The 8,836-nt window shown below is 35.7% G+C and carries 10 protein-coding genes; all 10 read left to right on the top strand.

Annotated features, from left to right (window positions below):
- The first annotated feature begins 36 nt into the window (after positions 1 to 36).
- The gene (gene ileS, locus ACY2V1_RS02495) at positions 37 to 2,844 is read left to right on the top strand and encodes an isoleucine--tRNA ligase (RefSeq protein ID WP_461833220.1); all 2,808 of its coding nucleotides are present in this window, start codon (positions 37 to 39) and stop codon (positions 2,842 to 2,844) included.
- Complete coding sequence (lspA, locus tag ACY2V1_RS02490; RefSeq protein WP_461833219.1) at positions 2,841 to 3,326, top strand: signal peptidase II; 486 nt, start codon at positions 2,841 to 2,843, stop codon at positions 3,324 to 3,326. Before ileS ends, lspA begins: the two co-directional genes overlap by 4 nt.
- Positions 3,327 to 3,363: 37 nt before the next feature.
- Entirely contained in the window at positions 3,364 to 4,119 is a 756-nt protein-coding gene (gene lgt / locus ACY2V1_RS02485) for a prolipoprotein diacylglyceryl transferase (RefSeq protein ID WP_461833218.1), read from the top strand.
- Between the two features lie 4 nt (positions 4,120 to 4,123).
- The gene (locus ACY2V1_RS02480) at positions 4,124 to 4,351 is read left to right on the top strand and encodes a PLDc N-terminal domain-containing protein (protein WP_461833217.1); all 228 of its coding nucleotides are present in this window, start codon (positions 4,124 to 4,126) and stop codon (positions 4,349 to 4,351) included.
- 13 nt (positions 4,352 to 4,364) lie between these two features.
- Entirely contained in the window at positions 4,365 to 5,240 is an 876-nt protein-coding gene (gene ybgF, locus ACY2V1_RS02475) for a tol-pal system protein YbgF (protein ID WP_461833216.1), read from the top strand.
- 18 nt (positions 5,241 to 5,258) lie between these two features.
- Positions 5,259 to 5,786, top strand: a complete 528-nt coding sequence (locus ACY2V1_RS02470; RefSeq protein ID WP_461833215.1) for a PilZ domain-containing protein — start codon at positions 5,259 to 5,261, stop codon at positions 5,784 to 5,786.
- 15 nt (positions 5,787 to 5,801) lie between these two features.
- Complete coding sequence (locus ACY2V1_RS02465; RefSeq protein WP_461833214.1) at positions 5,802 to 6,494, top strand: DUF3334 family protein; 693 nt, start codon at positions 5,802 to 5,804, stop codon at positions 6,492 to 6,494.
- A gap of 23 nt (positions 6,495 to 6,517) precedes the next feature.
- Positions 6,518 to 6,676, top strand: a complete 159-nt coding sequence (locus tag ACY2V1_RS02460) for a bacterioferritin-associated ferredoxin (RefSeq protein ID WP_461833213.1) — start codon at positions 6,518 to 6,520, stop codon at positions 6,674 to 6,676.
- Positions 6,677 to 6,779: 103 nt separating this feature from the next.
- On the top strand, positions 6,780 to 8,018 hold the full coding sequence (locus ACY2V1_RS02455; protein WP_461833212.1) for an inorganic phosphate transporter: 1,239 nt from the start codon (positions 6,780 to 6,782) through the stop codon (positions 8,016 to 8,018).
- A gap of 198 nt (positions 8,019 to 8,216) precedes the next feature.
- Positions 8,217 to 8,836: DUF47 domain-containing protein (locus ACY2V1_RS02450; protein WP_461833211.1), on the top strand; the 620-nt coding region annotated here is incomplete at its 3' end.

The following is an 8,836-nucleotide window of genomic DNA, read 5'->3' as shown; positions in this document are numbered from 1 at the left end:
ATATAAATAAAAATAATTGTCGAGGGGAGATAAAACATGAAAGATTACAAAGATACTCTAAATTTGCCTAAAACAAAATTTCCCATGAAGGCCAATTTGCCTAAAAATGAGCCAAAGATGTTGGAGTTTTGGAACAAAATTAGAGCATATGAAAAAATGGTGAAAAGTTGTAATGAAAATAGCACGTTTATTCTCCACGATGGTCCTCCTTATGCCAATGGAAATATCCATCTTGGCACTGCAATGAATAAGATTTTAAAAGATATAATTGTAAAATATCATAATTTAAAAGGAGAAAAAGCAGAATTCGTCCCTGGATGGGACTGTCATGGACTTCCCATAGAATTAAAAGTAGAGCAAGAGCTAAAGATTTCCAAAAAAGAAGTGCCTGTTATTGAGATACGGGAAAGGTGCAGGCAATATGCAAAGAAGTATCTGAATATTCAACGGGAAGAATTTAAGAGGCTGGGGGTTTTTGGTAGATGGGATAAGCCTTACATTACCATGGACCCTGTATATGAAGCCCAGACTGCAATGGAACTTTGTAACTTTATGAAAAATGGGGGAGTTATAAGGAGTAAAAAGCCCATTTACTGGTGTCCATCTTGCGAGACTGCACTTGCCGAGGCAGAAGTTGAATATTATGATATTGAATCTCCTTCAATCTATGTGAGATTCCCTTTTAATGACAAAGGATTGTGTAAACTTGTTCCTGAGATTAATGGTCATTGTTACATTGTAATCTGGACTACAACACCCTGGACCCTGCCCTCTAATATGGCAGTGGCAGTTCATCCAGAATATGATTATGCAGTGGTAAAAGTAAATGGTGAGTTTTACATACTGGCTGATAGGCTTCTTGGGGTATGTGCAGAGATATTTGAGTGGGAAGATGTAGAGAAGATTAAAAAGATAAAAGGCTCAGAGTTAGAAGGGCTTTGTGCTACCCATCCCTTTTATAATAGAGAATCTAAAATAGTCCTGGCTGATTATGTAACCTTGGATACTGGTACTGGTTGCGTGCATACAGCACCTGGGCATGGAAGAGAAGACTATGAGACTGGACTTAAATATAATTTAGAAATTTTATCTCCAATAGACGATTCTGGTAGATTTTTAGATGATGTGGAATTTTTTAAGGGACTTAGTGTTTTTGAGGCAAATCCAAAGGTGATTGAGAAATTACAAGAGGTTAAGAATTTATTGTATGAAGGTTCCATTAAACATTCATATCCCCATTGCTGGCGGTGCAGAAAACCTGTAATTTTCAGGGCAACACTCCAGTGGTTTATTTCAATGGAGAAAAATGATCTGCGCAAACGATCTTTAGATATTATAGAAAAAGATGTTAAATGGATCCCTCAATGGGGGATGCAGAGAATATATAATATGGTAGCAACAAGGCCTGATTGGTGTATATCAAGACAAAGATCCTGGGGTGTGCCAATTATAGCGCTTGTTTGTAAAAAATGTGGTGAGGCCTATTTTGAACCAGAATGGGTTGAAGAAATAGTCAAAAAATTCGAGACCCATGAAAGGGGGGCCGACTATTGGTTTGAAGCATCACTGGAGGAAATAGTCCCACCAGGGCTTAAATGTAAGAGATGTGGAAGCAAGGATTTTAGAAAAGAGACTGATATTTTAGATGTATGGTTTGATTCAGGAACTAGTTTTGCCGCTGTTTTGGAGAAAAGAAAAGAGCTTAAGTTCCCAGCAGATCTCTATTTAGAAGGATCTGACCAACACAGGGGATGGTTCCATAGCTCCTTGCTAGCATCTGTTGGGACAAGGGGAGTTGCTCCATACAAGGCTGTCCTCACCCACGGCTATGTTGTGGATGGAGAGGGCCGTAAGATGTCAAAATCCCTTGGTAATGTGATAAGACCCCAGGAGATAATTGAAAAATATGGTGCAGAGATCTTAAGGATGTGGACATCCTATGAGGATTATAAAGACGATATACGCATATCAGACAAGATCATATCTCAACTCGTGGATTCTTACAGAAAGATAAGAAATACATGTCGCTTTATTCTGGGTAATCTTTCAGATTTTGATCCTACTAAGGATTTGGTACCATTTAATAAATTGCTTCCCTTTGATAGATATAATCTGTCCCTTATCTTGGATCGACATAAAAACGTTATGAAGGCTTATGATAATTATGAATTTCACAAGGTATATTATGCACTTCATAACATGTGTGTAGTTGATTTGAGCTCTTTTTATTTAGATGTGATAAAAGAGAGATTGTATGTGTCTTATCCAAAATCCATTGAGAGACTTTCAGCCCAAACAGTCCTATATTATATCCTAAAAATCCTTATGCTGGATATGGCTCCGATTTTGAGCTTTACTGCAGAAGAGATCTATCAAAATCTACCAGAGAAATTTGGGAAAAAGGGACAAACAGTCTTTGAACTAAAATTTGAGGAATTGGCTTTTAAAATAGATCCAGAAGAGAAAAATCTCTGGGATTTGGTGAAGAAAATAAAGGGAGAGGTTACCAAGGCAATAGAACCAAAGAGAAAGCAGGGGATAGTAGGCCATTCCCTTGATTGTAATGTAACTCTGTATCTTGGAGATGACCTATTTGATTTAATCTCACCAGTTAAAAAGTACTTACGAGAAATATTTATAGTATCCAAAGTGGACGTTAAAAAAGCTGGAGATGGGACTTTAGACCTTTTTAAAAGTGAAGAAATTGACGGACTTTATATTGATGTGGAAAGATCCAGGGGAGTAAAATGTCCCCGTTGTTGGGTATATTCTACTTCAGTATCAGATGATGAAGAATATAAAGGAGTTTGTGAAAGGTGCTTAGAGGTACTTAAAAAACTATGATTTTCCCTAAGCTCAGAAAAGAAATTATTTATTCTCTAGTTGTTGCATTTTTCGTTGTAGTTTTCGACCAGGTGACAAAGTTTTTGGTAATTACTAATATTCCTTTGTATTCCCGAAAAGTGATAATCCCTAATTTTGTGAACCTGGTCCATATAAAAAATAAGGGCATTGCCTTTGGTATTTTCAATAAACCTGGCACTGAGTGCTATATATTAGCAGCTATAACCATTATAGCTATTTTTTTTATAATTTATATGATTTTTACAGAAGGGAAAAAAAGTCTATTTATTTCTATCCCTCTTGGGCTTATTTTGGGAGGTGCAATTGGTAATTTAATTGATAGGATACTTTCTGGAGAAGTGACTGACTTCATTGATTTATATATTGGAAAATATCATTGGCCTGCCTTTAATGTTGCTGATATGGCAATTTCAATTGGTGGGTTTATGATTTTACTATCTATTTTAATGAGAAAAGCATAAGAAAAAATATGCGGAGCCGCAGAAAAAGGAAACATACATGCATCCTATATTAGTTAAGATAGGTCCAATTACTATATATACCTATGGTTTTTTTATTGCATCTGCTTTTTTGCTTGCCCTGGGTTATGTATCCAGGGAGGCAAAAAAACAGAAATTAGATGCAAAAATAGTATCTGATTTAGGTTTTTATATTGTTATTGCAGGGATATTAGGAGCAAGGTTTTTATATGTCCTGATGAACCTGAAATATTTTTTAAATCACCCTCTGGAGGCCTTTATGGTGTGGAAAGGGGGTTTGGTTTTTTCAGGTGGAGCCATCTTAGGATTATTTACGGCCGTGTTATATTTAAAATCCAAGGCACAGGATGTGTGGCAGTGGGCTGATTTATTTGCACCTGCAATAGCCCTTGGACAATTTGTAGGTAGATTTGGATGCCTCATGGCTGGATGTTGTTATGGTCGCTATTGCACCCTTCCTTGGGCAATAACCTTTAAAAACCCTGATTCATTGGCACCAATAAATATACCCCTTCATCCTACCCAGATATACCATTCCCTGGCTGGACTTGTTACTTTTTTTATTTTATCTTTTGTAAAGACAAAGGTGAGTCAAAAGGGCGTGCTATTTGGGCTTTTTTTGGTGCTGTATGGATTATTTAGATTTACTATAGAGTTTTTCAGGGGAGATTTTAGACCAATGTTTTATGTGTTTTCATATACCCAATGGGGGGCACTTGCTTTGGCATTTGTTGGAGTTATGATTGTTTCTCTTAGATACAAAAGGGAGAGTTAAAATTATGATAGTTAGCCAGAAGGTTTTACTCAATATGTTAATATGGATTGTTATTTTGCTCATACCAATTCTGCCCAATTTGTGGTCTATCTGGCACATATTTAAGCACGATTTTAGAACACCCCAGGATAAAATGACCTGGGTTTTAATAGCTACATTTATACCAGTTATAGGTGGAATTCTTTATATTTTTTGGGGACGAAAAAAAGTAATAACCTCGTCTATATCCTGATATTGGGGTAAATATGAAAAGTATTTTCACTGTATTATTGATTTTAATTACAACTAGTTGTGCTTCCCAGAAAGACCTTGATCTTTTGAAATGGCAAATAGTAGAGTTAAGAAAACAACAAAAAGCAGAGAAAGACTATTATAACTTAGAAATTGAAAAATTAAAAAAAGAGTTTCAAGATAAACTTTCTACAAGTAGCTTTTCTGTAAGATCCTCTCAGGCAGATATAGTCTCTAAGATAGAGTCTTTAAGACTAAAATGTGCCCGTATTCAAGGAGATATGGATTTATTTCAAAAGAAAGTTCAAGAAAATGAAAATAATTATACTCAGTTAAAAGAAAGGTTAGATAGTTTAGATAAGGAATTTTTAAATATCAAGCGTGAGGTGGACAGGTTAAAGGCCTTTTTAGGCGTTACAAAGAAGAGTGTACAATTAAAAAAATCTAAGGTGTCACAGGCAAAAACTCTAAAGAAACAAAAAGATCAATCAAAGAAATTAAGAGAAAATGAATATGAACTTTCTCCAAAAAAGCTCTATTATCAAGGGCTGAAAAATTTTAAAGACAAGAACTATTATGCAGCTGTACATTTATTTTCTTTGTTCATAGAAAAATTTCCCAAACATAGTCTAATACCAAATGCGTATTTTTGGAGAGGGGAAAGTTACTTTAGACTTGGGCAATATCCAAGGGCTATTTTAAATTATCAAGTAGTGTTGGACAAATACAAGACATCTAATAAATATCCTCCAGCCTTATTAAAAGAAGGGATTGCGTTTTACAAACTCGGAAAGAAAAAGGCGGGAAAGATTCTGCTCGAAGATTTGATCCAAAATTTTCCACACACAAATGAGGCCAGATTGGCGAAAAAGTTTCTAAAAAATCATTAAAAAATTTTTGGAAAATTTATGGATGATAGACGAGAATATCTAAGAATTAGGACTAGAGTCAATGTCCTGCTAAAAAAGATCGATACAGAAGATGCTTACCCAACCTTTAGAGTAAATACTGATTTATCTCTACAATCTGATTTTAATTACAAAGAGTTAGGGATCCCAGAAGGCTTGAGTTTGTTTTTTAAATATTTAGATGGAAAACTGGATCTGATTTTGAGTCTTCTTGGGATAGATATGCTGGAGAGGGAATTTGATTATAAGACAACTGGGGTTGAATTGAGTGAAGGGGCTGTTAAGTGTGTTTGTGATTTTCAGGGAATAGGTGTTGGAGATTTAGTTGAAGTGGTGATTTATCTATCCCATATACCCTTAGTTTTGGTCTCTGCCATGGGAAGGGTAATCAGGATTGAAAGGGAAGAGGATGGCGAATATCTAGTTATTGCATTTGAAAAAATAAGGGATAGAGATAGGGAACTTATTGTGAGGTTTGTTTTTCAGGAACAAAGAGAAAAGATAAGGTCAAAGAAAGAAGAGAGCTAAAAAAGGGGGAAATGTATGGCAATTAAAAAAAAGAAGGTGGTTGTAAAGACTTCCAAAGATGTACTCAAAATTTTATGTGAATCTATAAAAGATACCCTATCAAAAGTAACTGCGTCAAATGTTACTTATTCTAAGACATTTATTAAGACAAATAAGACATGCCTTAGACCTGATATAGGTTGTTTTGTGCTGTTTGAAGGTGGCTTTACAGGACTGGTTGCAATGAATTTTTCTGGTGAGGCGGCTTTAGAGATTTATAAAAAGTTTAATATTTCCATGGGAATGCCAGAAGAGGAATTAACAAACCACCATACTTCTTCAGAAGTAGCGGATACCATTGGTGAACTCATGAACCAGTGTATTGGTCAATTCCAGATTGCACTTAAAAAGGAGATAGGTATAGGAGTAAATCAGAATCAGCCAAAAATGGTTGCCCTAACCCAGGCAATGAGAATTTCTTTAGAAACTGAAATAGATAAGCCTGAATTTATGCGTGTAGAATTTAGAACCAGTGAAAATAAGTTGTTTTATGTTGAAACTACCTTTGAAAAGGTTGATTTTGTCATGGAAAAGATTCCTGATGTAGTGAGAGAACAGGAAGTAGATGTAGACAACCTAATAGAAAATCAGAAAAAAGAAAATGGAGGAGGCGAGGGATCAAAGTCTAATCAAGTTGATGAGGAATTTTTAAAAAAATTGGGACTTTAAATATTTTTTTTAAGGAGGATCTCATGGCCAAACAGATTTGTTATTGCTTTGGATTTACAGATGAGGATATTGAGCAGGATGTGATAGAAAACAATGGATATTCAAAAATATTAGAAAAGATTACAAGGGAAAAATCAAAAGGCAGATGTAATTGTAAGGAATTAAATCCGAAGGGCAGGTGATGTATAAAAGATGTCCGCCAGGTGGTGGACGAGTCTTTAAAAAAAATTCATTAGCGTCTAAAAGTAAATCCATCGGTCATGAATTAGAGAGGAGAAAAAACTCATGGACATATTTCAGGTATTTCTTGGATTGTCTGTGTTAGCTGGATTTTTAATGGCCTTTAATTTAGGTGCAAACGACGTGGCCAATGCAATGGCATCAGCAGTAGGGGCCAGGGCTATCTCAGTGAAACAGGCTATATTTATAGCTGGTATTTTAAATTTTGTAGGTGCGGTTTTTTTTGGCTCCCACGTTACAGCTACCATTAGTAAGGGAATAATAAATCCTGGGTTTATAACAAATCCTAAACTCTTTATGATTGGCATGTTTGCGTCACTTATTTCTGCAGCACTCTGGGTATTTATTGCTACGTTAACCGCTCTTCCTGTTTCATCCACCCATTCTATAATAGGGAGTATACTTGGCTTTGGGATTGTAGCAGGGGGGCCAAATGTGGTAAATTGGAAAGTATTAGGTGGTGTAGTTCTGTCCTGGATCATCTCTCCTTTTTTCGCTGCCACCATATCATTTATTGTTTTTACTCTGATTAGAAGAAATATTTTAATGAGAGAGAAATTTGTAAAACATACTATATTCTGGGTTCCTATATGGATTGTTTTGACCTGTGCCCTGATAATCCTCTCCTTTTTTTATAAAACACCCTTTGGAAAAAAAATGGGGTTACCTATTAGTGTAAGCCTGGGACTGGTCTTGTTGTTAGGTGCAATAATTTATATTGCCAGCAGGATATGGGTTTCTAAATTTATAAGAAATATAGAACAAGGTGATAAGTGTGTGGAAGAGGTTTTTAGAAAGATACAGATAGGGACATCTTGTTATGTGGCAATGTCTCAAGGGGCAAATGACGTTGCCAATGCAATTGGACCAGTTGTAGCTGTGTATTCTTTAGCCAAATATCACGCAATATTGCCAAAGGTTGAAATCCCTATATTTTTTCTGGCTTTAGGTGGATTTGGAATAGCAACAGGTATCATGTTATTTGGAAAAAAAGTAATCGCAACTGTAGGAGAAAAGATAACCTCTCTCACTAATACACGTGGATTTGCAGTTGATTTTGGTACTGCAACAACCGTACTTTTAGCCTCAAATATGGGGCTTCCAGTTTCTACCACACATTCAGCTGTAGGGGGTGTTGTTGGTGTTGGAATGGCCAGGGGATTTAGTGCAGTTGATTTTGGTGTTTTAATTAAAATAATAATCTATTGGGTACTTACTGTACCAATTGCAGCATTTACTTCAATTTTCATTTTTCAATTGCTAAAATGGACATTGCTTGGATAAGGATAGGTAAATTTTGGGTTGAAAAATATTTAAAAATTAATAAAATAAAGGTTTCTCACCTTATATCACCTTATATAAGGAATACATACTTTTATCTGTATGTGATGGGTTTGAGTGATTAGTATAAGTTCTCGGAATATAAACTTTACACACAGGCTCTGATTACTGAACGAAAAAAAAATAAGGAGATATATTGTCATGTTAAAAAAGTTGCCATTTTTTGGTTTAGTTACTCCTAGATCTCCAATGAATGGCCTTGTTGAACACTATGAAAAAATAGTTGAAGGGGTTTCAATGATAAGAGAGGCCCTTGAGTGTTATATTTCTGGATCAGGGGTTTGTCGTGAATTCAAAGAACTCACTGCTGAAGTAGATGCTATTGAAGAGCACGCCGACAAGATCAAGAGGAATATTAGGAACCATCTACCCAGACGTCTTTTTATGCCTGTAGATAAGACTTTGTTTCTAAATTATACCAGATCTCAGGATAATATACTGGATTATGCTCAGGAGGCCCTGCATTGGTTGGGTATGCGTAGAGTTGGCATGCCAGAAGAAAAACAAAAACCATTGGTAGATCTAGTTGAAGAGGTAACATATGTTGTGGACCTGGTGGGTCCAGCCTTGAAAAAGACAATTGGTCTTGTTCATGGAGAACATATAGATAGGCTAGGATGTAAAGAACACTACAGGAAAATCAGGAGAGAAAGGCAAAAGATAATGAAGATGCAGCGGGCACTGATTGCTGATATATATAATTCAGATATGGATTTTAAGGACATATATCAGCTTATTCATTTTGTTGGGTGTTTAAATGA

Source organism: Desulfothermus sp. (assembly GCF_053993635.1).
The sequence above is the reverse complement of the archived record's forward strand: the minus strand, read 5'-3'. Positions and strand labels throughout refer to the sequence as shown.